Source organism: Aliirhizobium wenxiniae, assembly GCF_014201355.1.
GTDB classification, from domain to species: Bacteria; Pseudomonadota; Alphaproteobacteria; order Rhizobiales; family Rhizobiaceae; genus Neorhizobium; species Neorhizobium wenxiniae.
The window spans coordinates 320,432-333,678 of sequence record NZ_JACHEG010000001.1 but is presented as its reverse complement, the minus strand read 5'-3'; the positions used below and the strand labels follow the sequence as shown (position 1 = coordinate 333,678).

The 13,247-nt window shown below is 57.2% G+C and carries 16 protein-coding genes and 1 tRNA gene; 2 read left to right on the top strand and 15 right to left on the bottom strand.

The window, feature by feature from the left end:
• The first annotated feature begins 96 nt into the window (after positions 1–96).
• Positions 97–186 (top strand) — tRNA-Ser (locus HNQ72_RS01720).
• Between the two features lie 168 nt (positions 187–354).
• Complete coding sequence (locus tag HNQ72_RS01715) at positions 355–1,344, top strand: DUF4062 domain-containing protein (RefSeq protein ID WP_183989287.1); 990 nt, start codon at positions 355–357, stop codon at positions 1,342–1,344.
• A 37-nt stretch (positions 1,345–1,381) separates the two neighbouring features.
• On the opposite strand, the gene HNQ72_RS01710 is transcribed toward HNQ72_RS01715, so the two are convergent.
• The 15 genes from HNQ72_RS01710 to HNQ72_RS01640 form a co-directional block, all read right to left on the bottom strand.
• Complete coding sequence (locus HNQ72_RS01710; protein WP_183989286.1) at positions 1,382–1,696, bottom strand: hypothetical protein; 315 nt, start codon at positions 1,694–1,696, stop codon at positions 1,382–1,384.
• Complete coding sequence (locus tag HNQ72_RS01705) at positions 1,693–2,037, bottom strand: phage head completion protein (protein ID WP_183989285.1); 345 nt, start codon at positions 2,035–2,037, stop codon at positions 1,693–1,695. The genes HNQ72_RS01710 and HNQ72_RS01705 overlap by 4 nt, the downstream gene beginning before the upstream one ends.
• On the bottom strand, positions 2,034–3,242 hold the full coding sequence (locus tag HNQ72_RS01700) for a phage portal protein (RefSeq protein WP_183989284.1): 1,209 nt from the start codon (positions 3,240–3,242) through the stop codon (positions 2,034–2,036). The genes HNQ72_RS01705 and HNQ72_RS01700 overlap by 4 nt, the downstream gene beginning before the upstream one ends.
• Positions 3,226–3,771, bottom strand: a complete 546-nt coding sequence (locus HNQ72_RS01695) for an HK97 family phage prohead protease (protein WP_210319483.1) — start codon at positions 3,769–3,771, stop codon at positions 3,226–3,228. Before HNQ72_RS01695 ends, HNQ72_RS01700 begins: the two co-directional genes overlap by 17 nt.
• The gene (locus tag HNQ72_RS01690; RefSeq protein ID WP_183989283.1) at positions 3,768–4,046 is read right to left on the bottom strand and encodes a head-tail connector protein; all 279 of its coding nucleotides are present in this window, start codon (positions 4,044–4,046) and stop codon (positions 3,768–3,770) included. Before HNQ72_RS01690 ends, HNQ72_RS01695 begins: the two co-directional genes overlap by 4 nt.
• Positions 4,046–5,245 carry a phage major capsid protein gene (locus tag HNQ72_RS01685; RefSeq protein ID WP_183989282.1) on the bottom strand — a complete coding sequence of 400 codons (1,200 nt, stop codon included), beginning with the start codon at positions 5,243–5,245 and terminating at the stop codon, positions 4,046–4,048. The genes HNQ72_RS01690 and HNQ72_RS01685 overlap by 1 nt, the downstream gene beginning before the upstream one ends.
• 312 nt (positions 5,246–5,557) lie before the next feature.
• Complete coding sequence (locus tag HNQ72_RS01680; RefSeq protein WP_183989281.1) at positions 5,558–5,809, bottom strand: hypothetical protein; 252 nt, start codon at positions 5,807–5,809, stop codon at positions 5,558–5,560.
• A gap of 15 nt (positions 5,810–5,824) precedes the next feature.
• A complete protein-coding gene (locus HNQ72_RS01675) occupies positions 5,825–7,339 on the bottom strand; it encodes a terminase large subunit (protein ID WP_183989280.1) in 1,515 nt (504 codons plus the stop codon).
• 306 nt (positions 7,340–7,645) lie between these two features.
• Positions 7,646–7,975, bottom strand: coding sequence for an HNH endonuclease (locus HNQ72_RS01670; RefSeq protein WP_183989279.1), 330 nt, complete (start codon positions 7,973–7,975; stop codon positions 7,646–7,648).
• 127 nt (positions 7,976–8,102) lie between these two features.
• Entirely contained in the window at positions 8,103–8,357 is a 255-nt protein-coding gene (locus HNQ72_RS01665) for a hypothetical protein (protein WP_183989278.1), read from the bottom strand.
• Between the two features lie 123 nt (positions 8,358–8,480).
• On the bottom strand, positions 8,481–9,620 hold the full coding sequence (locus tag HNQ72_RS01660; RefSeq protein WP_183989277.1) for an AAA family ATPase: 1,140 nt from the start codon (positions 9,618–9,620) through the stop codon (positions 8,481–8,483).
• Positions 9,620–9,823: a helix-turn-helix transcriptional regulator gene (locus HNQ72_RS01655; RefSeq protein ID WP_183989276.1), complete on the bottom strand. Its 204-nt coding sequence runs from the start codon at positions 9,821–9,823 to the stop codon at positions 9,620–9,622. The genes HNQ72_RS01660 and HNQ72_RS01655 overlap by 1 nt, the downstream gene beginning before the upstream one ends.
• 222 nt (positions 9,824–10,045) lie before the next feature.
• A complete protein-coding gene (locus HNQ72_RS31050) occupies positions 10,046–11,230 on the bottom strand; it encodes a tyrosine-type recombinase/integrase (RefSeq protein ID WP_183989275.1) in 1,185 nt (394 codons plus the stop codon).
• Between the two features lie 241 nt (positions 11,231–11,471).
• Positions 11,472–12,137, bottom strand: a complete 666-nt coding sequence (locus HNQ72_RS01645; protein WP_183989274.1) for an NAD-dependent epimerase/dehydratase family protein — start codon at positions 12,135–12,137, stop codon at positions 11,472–11,474.
• 59 nt (positions 12,138–12,196) lie between these two features.
• Complete coding sequence (locus HNQ72_RS01640) at positions 12,197–13,231, bottom strand: AraC family transcriptional regulator (protein WP_183989273.1); 1,035 nt, start codon at positions 13,229–13,231, stop codon at positions 12,197–12,199.
• Positions 13,232–13,247 lie beyond the last annotated feature (16 nt).

The following is a 13,247-nucleotide window of genomic DNA, read 5'->3' as shown; positions in this document are numbered from 1 at the left end:
CCCAACGCGGGACGTATGATTGTCGCCCTTCGCGCCCTCCTATCATCGCAGCTGCCGTTGACGGGGCGATCAATGGACGATAAAGCGCAACGGTCTGGATGGGTGGCCGAGTGGTTTAAGGCAACGGTCTTGAAAACCGTCGTGCGGGGAACCGTACCGTGGGTTCGAATCCCACCCCATCCGCCATTTAATAATAAAATCAATCACTTATGCCGAAAAAATTCCGAGTGACATAACCTCAGGGTTTTCGCGGCCCCATGTTTTCTTGTAGTTTGTTGATAACTTTTGCGCGTAGTTGAAGGCGTTGCTCGAATAAGTACACGTTACATCACTCGATAATGCGCGGATTTTCCCATGAGAAAAAAACTTCAGGTATTCGTCTCCAGTACGTTCACTGATTTGCAGTCTGAACGACAGGCTGCGGTACAAGCCATTCTAAAGGCGGGACATATTCCCGCTGGCATGGAACTTTTTACTGCCAGCGACAAGTCGCAGTGGGAGATCATCAAGCGATGGATAGACGAATCTGACGTCTATATGCTGATTCTCGGCGGACGTTACGGCTCTGTAGATACCGCTACGGGTGTCAGCTACACCGAGATGGAATACGACTACGCGGTAGAGCAAAAGAAGCCGTTGTTTTCGGTGGTGATCAATGAAGCCGCTCTAGAGGCCAAGGTAAAACTGGTCGGGTCATCCGTATTCGAGCAAAGCGATCCTCAAGCGCTGAAAAAATTTCGTGAGAAGGTGCTGAGCACGATGTCAGCATTTTTCTCTGATGACCGCGATATCAAGCTTGCCATACACGAAAGTCTCGGAGAACTCGGTCATAAAGCCGATCTAGTTGGCTGGGTGTCCGCAGCGGAAATTGTTGACGCTTCTGCCCTGCATGCTGAAATTACCCGTCTCCGAGCGGAATTGGACGCAGCTAAATCCGCAAAAACCTCGGCGCAGAAAAGCGGCAAGACATCCGGATCATATGATGATCTAGAAGAAAAGTTGGAAATTCTGAGACTTACTTCAATCGTTGTGCCGGAAGACGTGTCAGGTCGGCCACCCGCAACGAAGGATTTGGCCAGCTTGATGTCTTCATATTCAAATAGTCTAGTGAACGGCGTTGTTCAGGGGGCAACTAATCCGGGTACTAGGTTTTTGTATAATGTCGTATTTCCGAAATTGATTATTCATGAGCTCGCCGCCAACGAGAAGCCAACAGGAAGCGCGGTCAGGCGCAGCTATCTGACTGAAAAAGGAATGAGGCTTCTCGCTCTTGCTGAGAAACAGAGACTTATGGTCTCCGACACAGCGGGCGGCACGGAAAAACGAGAAGCCGAAGACGATTGAAAGCAAAGCCCCAAGGCGTCAACCAAGGGGCTTTTGATCAGGCGGCTTCGAAAAGCTCCTTCAGTTCGGCGATGTCTTCGGCAAGCATGCTGCTATAGGCTTCCGCACCAGCCTCAGAGACGGCTTTTGCGAATCCCGAGCCTCGCACCCACTGGATAGGCGCAGCGCCTTTCTTAGGCCGCTCAGGGGTCGCCACGAAACCTACTTCGTGGTCATGGGTCAGGATGATATCTCGGAGCGTCGTTTGCAGGTCGGGCAAGAACACCTGAATCTTCGCCAGACGACGCGCGCCGGTCTCCCGGTCGTAGCTCCTGCCAAGCGGTTCAATGCTGATCGTCTTTACGTTAATCATGGCGTGCCTCCTTCTGCTGTAAACGTGATGAAAGCTCCTTTCTGGTCTGGCTTCATCATCTTGACGTTGTAAGAGCGCCCGGAACGCTTTTCCCGGATGCTCCATGTTGTGTTGACGGCCTTGGTGGCGGGCTGCTGACGGACGATGATTTCCACGGTGGAAACGCCGCGAGGCAAGTTGTTCAAAACCATTTCATCACCACTACGAACGTCGATCCGGCCTGACGTGGTGAAGATCGTCGTGACGGGACCGGCTCCGGGGATCACGCCCCCGAAGCCGTCGTTACCGTCGTCAGCCTTCCGAAATTCGAAAACCCCGCGAAGATCGCCGCCGCCCGTCATTGCGTGGCCTCCGATGCCTGGGCGTTTTGGGTCACACCGAGCGGAGCCATGTTCAAAGGCCGCATGTACGTATCGCCGCCCTCGACCTTGCTCATGTTTTCGAACCCGCGAATCTCATCGACGGACAGGAAGCCAGCTTCGCGGCCCACGCGGTACGCCTCGTAACGGGTAGCCAGATCACCACGAAGCAAGCCGGATAGGTCATGCTCGATGTAATGTGTCTTGCGAGCTTCAGGCGAAAGCAGCGTGGCGTTGTAGACCGACTCGAACCTCTTAGCCCAAGGCGCAAGGACTCGATTCACCAGAGCGCGGCTTTCTTCGCCAATATTCGAATAGGTCGCATCGTCAGTGATTCCGACCGCTGACGGAGGAACACCCCAAACCCGGCAGACATCCAGATTCGAGAGCTTGCGGCTATCGAGAAATTCCGAGTCCTTGCTGTTGAACTGGAAGGTCTCAAATTTCGCACCGCCATCCAGCACCATGACCTCATTGGCTTTAAGCTGGCCGACGAAGCGCTCCTTGAACTTCTTGATCGCATCATCTTTGCCGGTGCCGCCTAGCTTCTCAGGGAACACCAGAGCGCCAGCCGGTCGGAAACTGTTCTCTGCCGCCGCGCCCGCCGTGTCCTGCTGCGCAAGAGCGAGACCGAAGGCCGCGCTTGCGATCTGGATAGGCGACAGACCTAGAACGCCGTCACCCGTCCGATAGCGGACATGGAGAATCTCGTCTTGAGTGAAGACCTCCGTTCCGCCGTTGTCCTTCGCCACCTTGTAGCGCAACCGACCAGACGAAAGCCGCTCGACCGTGACGCTTGGCGACTTCAGCGGATGAAGCGCGGCAATCTGGCTGCGGCCATTCCGCTCGATGCGAGCATAGGCATTGCCATACATCAGGGCGGAAACCAGCATCCATTCCCGGCCCTCAAACGCGGTCAGGAACGGCGAAAAGCTATCCTGAAGCACCGAGTAAAGGGCGTGGTCCGAAGCCGCTACACGGCCCCCGTCTGCCTCTCTGCGGTAGACCTTCAGAGGGACTGACGACAGTTGCTCCGCAATAAGCTGAATGCACCGATGGGCGACGGCATGGCCGCTGGCCTTTTCAATGTCGGCCCGTGCCTGCCAGCGCGCACCGAGGAATTCGCCTAGATAAGGATCACTTGTGGCAACGGCGCGGCTTTCTTTCGTGCTAAACGGATTCCACATAGGCGCCTCCTTCCAGTTCCAGAATGCGGATGCGTCGGGCAGCATCGGTCATCGCGTAGCGGGACCGAACTGAGATCGAAGTGCCGCTATAGGCCGGGAAGGCCTGCACGATGCTGATTTCGCGGAGGTCGATGGCCTTGAGCGTCCGCAGCTCTCCGGCCCATTCATCACCGCCTTCAGGGACGTTGAAGCCGAACGACATGCCACCGATGTCACCACGCGCAGCCAATGCAGAGATATCTCGGCCAAGCTGTGTATCCGGCAATTCCAGTTCGAAGCGGAGGCCTCTTTGATCCTCTGCAAGGATCAGGCTGCCCGAACCACTACGGCCAAGAATCTTGCCGGGGTCATGATCGACTAAGGCAAGGATATCCGGGTTGCTGCGAAGGCTGGCAGAAAACGCCCCTGCCCTGATGGTCTCCCGGAAATCACCGATACGCGTTTCAAGCCCGAAGGTGGCAACATAGCCCGTCAGTTTGCGCCCGGATGCTTTAACGTCCGTTGCGGCGCGCTTCTCGATATTGGTCAAAAGGACACCTCCCTGAAGGGTTGCACAAGGGCGTTGACACCGAAAGCGATGGCTTGTGGGGGCTTCTCGGCGGCGGCTTCGCGGTAATTGTACCAATGGCCGACAAGGAGAAGGATTGCGTGTTTCACGGCTGGCTGTGCCGGATCAGCGATGGTGACGCCGATTTCCGAGACGTAGTTTTCCGCCGCGCTAATGAGGCCTGCGATGTAGGAGTCATCCTCCGCGTAATCTACGCGGAGGTGAGTCTTCGCTTCGGCTAGTTCGACCGCTGCCATTAGCCGTTGTTGTTGCCTGCGGTCTGGTCTTCTGCGATCTCCGTAGAAGTCCATGCAAACGCCTCGTTGTGGCGAACTGCGATATCAGCGTCGAGGAAGGCGTGCATGCGCAGACCGCCCTTGGAAGCGTCCGAATACGGGTTCAGAAGGATATCGACGCCGCTCCAATAACCGATGAGCAGGTTGCTCCATGCGCCGAAGATGAGCGGGTCTTTGCCGCCGACCTTAGGAACCTGATTGGTGGAAACCACCTTTTCGCCGTGGAACAGTTCCGAAACCGGGATCACGCGGCCAAGGGTCTTCACCTTGCGGACCTGACCCATGAGGCTCTTGTTCGTCAGGAAGCCTGTGGTGCCGGTCACGTCGTCAAGCTCAAGCGCTGCGATCAGATCAGCCGTGGTATCCGAGATGAACGCGGGAGACGTGGTGACGGTTTCGGCAATAGCATTCAGGATGCCGACCGGCTGCTTATTAGCTGCAAGGCCGTTGATCGCGGCGGCATCGAGAGCCTGCGCCAGAACGAAGGCCAGATCGTTGCGGAGAACGTTTTCGAGCGCAACGCCGTTCTGAAGCTGAAGGCGTCGGCTCAGATACATCTCACCGGAAACCGTCTTCGGCTTCAGCGAAACCTTGTCGAAGGTCGCGTCGCTCGCCGTCGTGGCCTCGTCCTCATTGACCCAATGGGCGGTTGGGCCGCTGGTCAGACGCGGGAGATCGAGATTGCCAGTCAGGCCGGAAATGATCGTAGCGCCAAGACCCTGCACCGCCAGCGTCGGGCGGATACGGTCGATCAGGCCGCCCATATCAGTGGCAACGGTATTGCCTGCGGTCCCTGAGGTCAGCATCGCGCGGTTCTCATCGCCAAAGATTGCGGCGGTCGGGATCATCAGGCCACGGACTTCACGGCCACGAGAAAGCTCTTCATGAACTTCGCGCTCAAGGCCGGTCAGGTTGTCGCTATTGCCTTCGCGGATCGCCTTCGAAACCGAGTAGCTGCGCAGTTCGCGGGCCATGTCACCATTCGGAGACTGCTCATGACGCTCAAACTCTGAAATGGTCGCAGCATTCTTGATCTGGCCGTCAAGAGAGCGGATTTCGGTTTCGAGTGTCGCAAACTGCGCATTGTCGGGATTGTCGCCAAGAGCCTTGATAGCGGCGAGTTTGGCAGCACGGGTTTCGCGAAGATGATGGATATTCAAATATGGTCTCCTTCTGAATAAGCGCGCAAAGAGCCATGCCGATGCGGAATTGCTTCGGTTGGGTAGGCGCAACGATGTTGGGTTTGTTGGTGCCGGTCGCGTTGAACGGCTGGTTTATTCCGTGCCGATGGCACGGGCTGCCCGTCCCTTAAGCGGGGCGAAGCTCTTCGAATTGTATGAGTGTTTCGAACGGCGCGGTCTTTGCTGCCGCTCGATGACTGTGGTTATACTCCGCTTTTACTGTCGAACAAGCAAAAATCGCATTTGGCAAGGAAGTATATTTTTCACTGTTTTGGTTGACAAAATTGCGGGCTAAATCTTTTCGATAGGGCCATCGTATTCGAATGCCGAGATGAACTTAGGGCTTGTGGTGTCGAATAGGGTAACCCCGCGTTTCGCGACGCTCTTTTCATTGTGGGCCAGCTTCACAGGCTCGAAAGTTACGATCTCTCCATTGATAGAAACGCATAAGTAATCTAGCCGCACTTTGTCCTGCCTTATCCCTGAAAACCAGCCCTCGTTATCACTAATCGTCAGTACATATGCCTTGCCAACTTCAAACATTACATGTCCTTCACATTAAGCATCTTCCATCAAACACGCCGGAAGTGAATCGTCTTCCTCATGTCGCGCGGCAGTCTGCAATGCCATCGCGAGCGCAACAAGCCCGTCGATCCTGCCTGAAGCCTTCGATTTATCGAGTTTACGAGCGCCGGACGGGTCTTTGGTCACCACAGCATTAGCCGCGCACATCCGAAGCAACGGGTTTCCGGCGTGGTTGACCTTCTGTTGCGCAACGGCCACCTCCAGCATGTCAACGGCTGGAGACATGTCTTTGTATCCCTGTCCAAACGGCTGCAACGGTAGATCAATGGAAGCCTTGGAAAGCTCTCGCTTCAGGTCTTCAATGCGCCACCGGTCGAAAGCAATTTCCTTGATATCGAACCGCCCAGCCTCATCCGCGATGTATTCCGCCACCAAGGCAGGGTCTATGACCTTGCCCGGCAACAGCGTGAGCCGCGACGATTCCTGACGCGCCCAAACATCGTAAGGAACGCGGTCATTCTCGCTCTTCCCGGCGATATCGAATTCCGGCAGGAAGAAGCGCGGCAGAACCGTGAAGCGGCCATCCTCTTCCGGGAATACCAGAACGAACGCAGTCAAGTCTCGTGCTGCCGACAGGTCAAGAGCGCCGTAGCATTCCCGGCCTACCAACGCATCTTCGTCAATCGGGCCTAGATCGCAATCGTTCCACTCCCGCGCCGCGATGAACCGCACCGTGCCGTCGATCCGCTGATTCAGAATCTTGTTTCTGAAATCGGCCTCCTTCGAGGGGATACGCTGCGCCTGCGCCGCCATGCGCTCAACCTGTTCAAGGGCAAGAAAATCGCCTAATGCCGGATTGGCCTTGATCCACGTTTCGTAAGACCATGCATCTTCATCAGGGTCAGTCGTGAAAAATGCCAGATGAAAGCTCTCGTCCTCGATCTCGCCCGTCTTTATCTTCACGCCGTAATCGATCATCTCGGAAAAGAAGTGGGTGTCGTCCTTTGCCTGTGTGGAAATTACCACCACAAGCGGTTCGTCCCGCGCACCAAGGGCGGAATCCATGGCGTCGAATAGGTCGCGCTTCACCCAATACCCGGCCTCGTCGGCAAGGAAGAATGAAGGCGACAAACCGAGCTTGGAATCGGCATCGGCGCTCACAGCCTTCAGGACGGAGCCTTCACCGGGATAACCCGGCTCGACCTCGATTTCCTTGCTGAATTTGATAATGTTTACGCGCTCCGAAAGCTCGACGTGCGCTTCCAGCATAGCCTTGCACTCTGCCCAAGCCTTACCGGCCTGAATCTTGTCCATTGCCCCAAAGTACAATTCCCCGCGCTGTTCCGCCTCTGGGCCTACTAGATGGCAAAGGGCAAGCGCTGCGCTAAGGCCGGTCTTCCCGTTCTTGCGGCCCATCGAGAGCACTGCCGTGCGCACCGGGCGGCGTCCGAATTCGTCAACGGCGTAAATCGGCGCAAGGAATTCGTCTATCTGCCAGTCACGCAACTGCATGTTCTGGCCCGCAAGTTTGCCCTGCGTAATCTTCATGTCGTTGACGAATGCGACAACGGCTTCGAGGCGAGAAAGCCCCGGCTCATTCCATGGAAGCACCTTGCGGTGCTTGCTACCCGCCCCACTCATGATATCCCCGGTCTTCCCGGATGCTTTCGGCTTCGCGCCGGGTCCACGACGGCCCATAATAGTCTCCTTTCATTGTTCACTTTTCCATGACGATTTCCTTTTCGTCGTTCAAAATTTGGAACTAAGTCTTCACCAATGACCATCGCCGATCCCAGGCACTCGATCCTTCGTCTTTGAAGGCCCCCTACCCTTGGGTTCGGTCAGGTAGGCCCGTCAGGCATCGGTCCAGCCTTCCGGGTCAATCGGGTCACCGCTTTCTGAGAAGCCAGCCCACGCCCGCCTAAAGCCGCTGCTCTTGCCTGTCTTGGCGGTGCGTCGGTCCTTCGCATTCGTCTTGCGGTTATGACAGGATGCACACATGCTGGTCAGGTCGGACAGAGGCGGAAAGGCTAACCCGCCCGCATTGATCGCCTTGTCATGGTCAACCACGTCTGCCAGTTCGATGACACCACGCGCACGACACACTTCGCAGACCGGGCACTCCATCAGCTTGGCCTGCCTGAGCCTTTGCCATTGCGCCGTGTTGTACGGCCATTTGCTCATGAGGGTCGGGCAACCTGCCGCATAGCGGCAGCAACAATCACCTGCGCCTTCACCGGTATCGGCTGTTTCGGCAATCGGTTGTCCCGGCTGTTATGTGCAAACACCTGTCTGTTCAGATTGCCGCGCTTCATACAGCAACCCATTTGCCATGACTGACTGGATCAGCCAGACCGGCCCGCTTCAGCCGCAACAGGTACTTGTTGACATCCAGCCGCGTTAAGCCCGTAAGCCGTGCCAGCGTCATAGGCTCAGATGGCACGGTCCTTTTGCGCAAGAGCGTCAACAACCGTTGCACATGTCCCTCTTCGCCACCATCCCACGCCACCGGCTCGCCTACCGTTGCCCGGATGACCATTTCGTTTTGTTCGCGCATTCCTTCCATGATTGTATCTCCTTCTTAGTTTGGTGTCAGACAGAGGGACACCGGGACACACCTAAAGGTGTGTGTCCCTGTCCGTCCCCCTACGATGTCCGGGACAAACGGGACAATGTCCCCCAAATGTCCCTAATGTCCCTCAATGATCGAAACGAAGCCGTCAGAGGCGTCTACAAGTCCCCGATCCTTCAATGACTTGATTGCGCGGCTATATCCCCGCTTGAGCGTCTCCCGATCCTTGTTCGGGTATTTCGTGTAATAGGCTTCCCTGACCAACTGGCCGGGAACAGGCTCTTCCTTGTCACCCATTAACTCGCGCGCAATTTCCAAAATGTCCTTATGGCTCTTCGACAGGGGCGGCAGCCCTTTTCCGTTTGTGTCCGGCAGGGACACTGGAACGAGAACCGGGGCAGTAGTCCATTCCCCTTCGTCATCCTTGCCGAGCGTCACGCTTTCGAACTCGTAGGCCATTAGGTCGCCTTCTTTGCCATCGTTCGCGCCGGTATTCTCCAGCACCACGGCGCCGCCCTTCGGCCCGACCATGAACGACACATCAACCGCGCCATCCAGATCAATCGCGCCTTTGGCTCGCGTACCTGCATGGGTGGTATGGTGGATGACGGAAACATGCGCGCGAGGAACGGTCTCTTGTATCAAGCTCACTGCATCAATCAGCCGGGTCATGTCCTTAGAGGCGTTCTGATCGCCGCCACCGAAGACACGGGTCAATGTGTCGATTACGATAAGACCGCATTCCAGCCCGCATTCACCTTCCGCCTGCTCAATGACGCTGATTATCTCTTTCGCGTCTTCCAGCCCGTCCGTCAGGTTCATGTAGCCAGACACAACCAGCACCGGCAGATCGTCGCTGAAGCAATGCTTTTTGCGCCAAGCCTTAATGCGTCTACGCGTCAGTTTGGCCCGTTCTGCCGCGATATAGAGCACAAAGCTCGGCTTCTTCACCTTAAAGCCGTGCCAATCCCAACCGGCTGCGAGGTGACACGCCATATCGGTCGCGCACATGCTCTTCCCGGCTCCGGGCTGACCTACGATGTAAGAGAATTCACCAGCGCCGAAGATGTCCCGGATAATCCATTCCTTGTGGTTATCCTCGTCTCCGATGTCATGCGCCCATATCAGGCTGAAGCGGCTTTTGATTTCCGATTGAGGCCCACTCGCCTGCGGCTCGATAGCTGCCCGCCTCTTGCCTAGCTTTTCGAAATTGAACTTCCCGCCCCAACCGGGGGAGTCATTTGCATGCGCTTCCACTAGTGAGCCGTGCGGCGGGCAATTCGCTCATCAAGCCACGCTGTCACTTCACTACGCACATAAGCGATACGACGGGTGGAAAGCTGGACGGCTTTCGGGAAATGACCGGTTGCGCTCAAAAGCGTAAGCTGCACAGCGGAAAATGTGGTTTCGGCCGCTGCTTCCTTCGGGGACATAAGGCGCGGCAAAGTATTTTCAGGCATATATTCTCCTTTCTCTGGACGCACTTCGTCATTACCGGACCTCCTTTGGCCGGTACGAAAACGCGCTGATTGTTCGGGTGATCGCCAATTCACTTGCGATGGATGGTTTATAGCTCCGCGCGTTTCTTGCTCGCAACTAAAAAACGCAAAATAGGCTCAAGTATATTTTTTCGCTAATCTGTTGACAAAAACGCGGCCTAAAACATTTTTTTGCTTGAGCCATCAAGACTTCGGTTCCGCATCTTTTCCGCAGTAAGCGGCCCAATCGGTCATCAGGGCACGACGCTTTCCTAGTGCATCTGAGCGCCTATAAGCTGCCTCAGTTTTATCCCTCACAGCGTGGGCCAAGGCTGCTTCCGCGACGTCCCTAGGGTAATGAGTTTCATCGCCAGCCCAATCGCGGAATGTAGATCGCAGCCCGTGCAACGTGTCTCCCGTTCCGCTGGCAAGCCGTAAAGCTTTCACCATCGCCGTATCGCTTATTGGCTGGCCTTCCTTGCCACCCTCGAAAATAAGCGCGCCCGTTGCATGGGGTTCCCGTTCTCGCAGAATCTCGACTGCACGAGCAGATAACGGAACACGGTGTTCAACCCCGGCTTTCATGCGCTCCTTGGGGATAATCCAAACAGCTGCATCGAAGTCGATCTCGCCCCATACCGCGCCGCGTATCTCGCCGGAGCGTCCTGCTGTCAAAGCAGCGAACTCAACAGCGCGCGCAGAAACGCCAGAGGACGCGCGAAGAGCCTTCATGGTTTTCGGCATGGCCTTGTAATCCAATGCCGCGTGGTGACCGCGCGTCAGCTTAGACCGGGCGGGAAGAAGGTGCTCAAGCCCACCTTTCCACGCTGCCGGATTGTCCCCTTGGTAGTGCCCATGCACCTTAGCAGCATCCATGACCGTGGCGATGCGCATTCGGGTGCGGTCAGCCGTCTCCGGCTTTTCGCTCCATATAGGCTTGAGGCAGTCAGCTACATTGGCGAGCGTAATTTCTCCTACAGGGCGGGCGTGAAGCGCCTTCGCATAGGTTTCCAGTGTCATTGCCCACTGCGCCGCGTGCTTCGCGTTCTTGGACGCCTTCTGCTTGATATCAATTACATCTCGCATGATATCTCGGAAGGTCGGCCGCTCGCCCTTTTCTTTATCGCTTTCAACATCCTGCCCACGGGCCAGCCGCTCTCGGATTTCGTCAGCCTTTTCCCGTGCAAGCTCCAGCGTCACCGGTCGCGTGCTGAAACCGGGATATGGGCCAAGGGCTTTTTCAGAACGCTTGCCGTCCTTCTTCCATATGAAGTGCCAAGACTTTGAGCCACCAACCCGAACGCGTAGGAAAAGACCCGCGCCATCGCTATAGACACCGGGCTTAGTCAGCTTCTCAATTTTCGTTTTGGTGAGCTTTTCTTTAGCCACGTCATTTCCCCAATGTCATAACCTCGACAAGGAAATTACGGAAAATACGGCTAATGGCAAGGTCTATTGATACGTATTTTCAATACGTTACACGGATACGCGGACACCCCATCCGCCACTCTCATCAAAACGTGCGATTTTACCAACGGGTTACCGCCGATTGCCACCTTTTACCCTCTAGAGGCAGATCTCAGGGGAAGCTCGCGTCAATGGCTAAGGGCCCGAAGCCCAAAAAGAGCTTTCAACGCCCAGACCCGGAAAGACGTCTAAGGCCGTCATTGTCGATGATGGTGACGCCAGGTTTCACATCTGCGATGCGCCTGGCGATCGCATCCGCGACGGTCCCGGCGGGAATGGCTCCGTAGCGGGAGAGCTGGCCGGGCAGGATCGGCGTGAGAGCCGCGAAGATGCTCTGGCCGATCGCCTCCCACACGCGCCGTTCGTTGCGGTGTCCGATGAGAAAGCCAGGGCGGATCAGGTCAAGCTGCTCGAAGCCGAGACCTATGACCGCCTGCTCGATCTTGCCCTTTGTCTGGAGATAAAAACCGGGACCACCAGCGCTCGCCGAGGTCACGAGAATGAATTGGCGTGCACCAAGCGCCTTTGCGCCTTTCGCCACGGCGAGCACGTAATCATGGTCGACCCGGAACATGGCCGGCTGCGATCCGGCCGTGCGAATGGTCGTGCCGAGGCAGGAGATGGCGACATCGACGCCTTCGGGCGCGATCGGTCGCAACACCCGTTCAGGCGTCTCACAGAGGCCTTCGTAGTCAATCGCCCGGCCCGATGCCGATGACCCGCGCCGGATGAGGCTGACGAGATCGATATTGTCGTCTCCGGCAAGCCGTGCAGCCACGAGGCCGCCGACCAAGCCGGTACTGCCGGCGAGAAGAACGCGTTGAGGCATACTATAGACTCCTTTGGTACGCTAGCGAGCGCCCGGCTCTTGATGCAGTGGAGGTCGGCTCAATGGAGACCGACGGTTCCGGCCGGGCCGAGGCTGTTCATGTTTATTTCACGCCAGCGGCTGGGCGACATTCCCTCCCATTCGCGGAAGGCGCGGTAGAAGGAGGTCGTGTCCTGGTAGCCGAGCAGGCAGGCGACTTCGTCAATGTCGGTCGCCGGATCGGCAAGTAGATGACGGCCCAGATCCCGGCGCGCGTCGGACAGGAGGTCGCGGAAGGTCGAGCCCTCCCCGGTGATGCGCCGCTGAAGCGTCCTGTCGCTCATGCCGAGTTGCTTCGCCACGTCGGACAGGCCCGGCTGGCCGCTGGCGAGACTGCGCTTCAGCACGATCTTCACCTGCTCCTTTACCGAGCTTTGCGCTTCCAGTTCGCCGAGCGCCGCGCTGAGGGCCGGCGTCAACATCTCCAGCATCTCGGGATTGTGACCCGGGAACGGCCTGTCGAGATCGGCCGCGTCGATCACCAGCAGGTTGCGAGCCGCGCTGGCGCGGATAGGGCAGCAGAAATACTCCGCGTGTGTTGCGCCAGCCGGCCCCGGTCGGGCAAGCTCCAGCCGGCGCGGCAAGATGTGTCGCCCGGTGGCGCGCCTTCCAAGCTCCACCAACGTCGCGAAGGTGATATCGACCGAAATCGCAGGCTCCGCGCCGGTGGCGAACGGCCATTCCACGGATATGGTGCAATCTCCGTTCGCCTCGACGATCTGCAGGTGCTCCGGCGTACACAGACGCTTGAAGCGCGCGATCCGGGTCAAGCCGTCGCGATAGTCTCGGGCGTAGAAGGCGGCGAGGCTCGACGGCGGATGGACGGCCGTATCGACAATCTGAACCATGCGGATGCCAAGTGCTGCATCGCCGGCCAGATCGGCCATCGCCTGCATAAGCGCAAAATACTGCGCCGTGGTGACGAAGGCCTGCGCGCCAAGATGTAGCCTCGCCGGCAGGCGCGCCTGCCGCAGCAGGGCTGCGGGACGGATTCCGAACTGCTCCGTCGCCCGCCAGAAAGCCTGCGGTATCTTGCACTTATCGACCTGCGCCATCGTCGGTTCCTTCTAT